At 47.9% G+C, this 2,724-nt stretch carries 2 protein-coding genes; both read right to left on the reverse strand.

Features of this window, described 5'->3' with window-relative positions:
• Nucleotides 1-493 (reverse strand): inverse autotransporter beta domain-containing protein (locus NG99_RS30070; RefSeq protein WP_034897956.1); only part of this gene is annotated, 493 nt, incomplete at its 3' end.
• Nucleotides 494-1,355: 862 nt separating this feature from the next.
• A complete protein-coding gene (locus tag NG99_RS22265) occupies nt 1,356-2,183 on the reverse strand; it encodes a DsbA family protein (protein WP_072017647.1) in 828 nt (275 codons plus the stop codon).
• Nucleotides 2,184-2,724 lie beyond the last annotated feature (541 nt).

Genomic DNA, 2,724 nt, shown 5'->3' on the forward strand with positions numbered 1-2,724 from the left:
GCCAGAACGTACGTACGCCCAAGCCCAGGTTACCGGTAAGCCGGTCATCCGGTTTCCGTATTCCACCCTGAACAAACAGCACAGAGCGCTGGTTATCATACAGCGGAAGCAGTAAATCCCCGCTGCTGTGGCTCCAGTTACCGTGCCGGTCAACATTAAGCTGAATGCGCGCGGTACCGTACTGTCCCAGCCACGCCTGCAGTGTACCGGAGGCTTCACCGGCAGCCAGAGAGGCCGCCGCATCAGGCGTGTTGCCGGCAGTCTGCAGCCCGGCCCCTTCCGTCATTGCGGAGGAATAAGGCAGGTAAGCGCTGTCATCCGCCGGGAGGTCTGAAGAAAACGGAGAACGTGAAAGGGCCGCAGATACCAGCGGGTCAGGGACCGTGGGCGTGAGGGTTGCAGCCGACAGCCGGGAAACCGGCAACACTATCAGCAGAAGCTGAAGCACAATCTGGCACCGCGCGGCGGCACGCAACAAGGTGATATTATTCATGATAACCCCGGAAAAAGGAAAATATACCCGCCGGTAAACGGGCGGTACTGGACACCCGTTCACGGCGGAGAAAATTATATTAACTGAACACTTCAACAATTACGCGTGGTGCCTGGAGCGACGAATCAGGTTGATAAAAATTGTGCGTTCACACGGATATAGCAGTAACAAACCACAGTCAGACATTCTGAAAGAGTTATTTCAGCTAACACCCGGCATTATTAATGCTATGACATCTGAAAATACAAACGTCCACATGACACAGTAAACTGGCGGCAGAAGTTCGCGGACATAATGACTATATAACTAAAAATTCAGGGTTCATCAACCCTGTTCAAAAAAACACAGTATGATGACAGTACAGGTTCCGTAAAACTATCCTACGACCTTGTCAGGTATTAACCGGGTTATGCAGTATCGGCAGGACTTGCGCACCGACTCTACAGAATGCGAAAATGAACCAAGTCGTTGGGTGGCAGTTAAGACAGATGGCGTTGCTGACTCCCTGCGACAGGGCGTATCCGCTGTACACCGGAATACCTGATGGATCGTTTTAACGCTTCGTTTCCAAATTAGCTCCATAACACTGCGTCTGAAATAACTTCAGGTTGACCTGTCTTCTTATCAGGACAACCTTACGGCGTACCCTCAACGTATTTACAAATCAATATTCTGATGAATTTATATTCAACAGCAGAAATGTTTCTGCTTGTTCAGATAAAGACATGTGGTCGTGTTAACTGACAGGAGATCCCCCTGTGGACAGGCATGGCAAATAAATGTTGCCTGATTATATGACTCACATGGGGTATAATCATTCATTTGTGGTGCAGACTCTTGCAAAGACAGAACGAGAACAAGATCACTCCTGCGGGTTAACGGGGAGTGATTTATCCATAGCCTCCGATGCTTTGTCGATGGCAGACTGCAATGTTCCCTGATCTGCTCCCCCCGGAATAACCGTGGTGTTTTCCGGGGTTGCCCCCCTGACTGGCATCACGATAATACCCGGCGTTCCCCGCAAACCAAGGTTCTGTGCCAGTCCATCAATTTCGGACAGGACATTTAACATATCGTCCCCCTTGCCTTTTAGTTTACCGGCTGGCGAGGCAGCTTTTGTTATATCGGCCTGCGTCAGTCGTCCCTCATCATGGCCAGTCTCATAAAGTGCATTGTGGTAAGCCAGGTAGGCATCCATCCCTTTCTGTTGCCAGAGCTGAAGGCCTGTTTCTGCTGCAACTTCTGAAGTCGGCCAGCGCGGTGCAAAAATAGGCCATTCCTTGAATATGTAGCGAACCTTCGGGTTCGCCTTCATAACCTCCTCAATCACCTGAGCCTGGCGGGCACATACAGAACACTGGTAATCAAAGAACTCGATGAAAGCAACCCGTGCATCAGCCGGGCCATATGATGGCGTTTCTCTGTTATCCAGGAGGCTTTCCTGATAACGCAAAGCGGCCTCCGTTATCATCTTAATTTGACGTTTCTGCTGCATCGTCTGCAGCTTCTGTTCTACTTCTATTATAATATCCGGGTGTGCCAGAAGATAATTTCGGGTTAGTTCACCAATCCGGTCTTCCTGTTCCGGCGAGAAAGGGGCAGATCCAGCTCCCTGCGGCTGTTCTGCTGCAACAGCCAGACCGGACAACATTACACCTCCGGCCATGATCATTTTTAATTTTTTGTTCATTTTCATTCTGTCAGGATTCTCCGGTCACTCTCTTCTTTTTTGACGCACTCATGCACATTCGGATGTAAATGATTTATAGTGTTCCAGTGGATTTGAAGTTTAAAATTAAACAGGAGCCCCCTGATGACGGGGGGCCCCGAGGAACTCAACAGTTCCTGTTAACTTCATCACTAACTAAAGAAAACATCCTGATGGCTATATGCTTTCACAGGGGGCCAGATTAACACCCCACAATAAATCACGGACAAAAAAAACAACACCATTTATGCAACGTTTAAAAAAAGCCATCACCATTAATTAAAATTACACTAAAACAACAACCCATTAAAGACGCAGAAACAAATTACCATCGAAAGGAAAAACTCCCAAAGTGCACTAAACAGCAAAGAACAAACAAAAAAGAAAATCGAAAGAAATGACACACCAATTGCATTCAACACAAAACCATCACAGTTAAAAATAAAAACCCTGTTAAGCTTCAGATGCACAGTTAATACAGCGCGGAAAAACCACAATCCACGAACTTAAGTCAGCCCCCCCC

Origin of the sequence: Erwinia typographi, from assembly GCF_000773975.1 — a bacterium.
Taxonomy (GTDB): domain Bacteria; phylum Pseudomonadota; class Gammaproteobacteria; order Enterobacterales; family Enterobacteriaceae; genus Erwinia; species Erwinia typographi.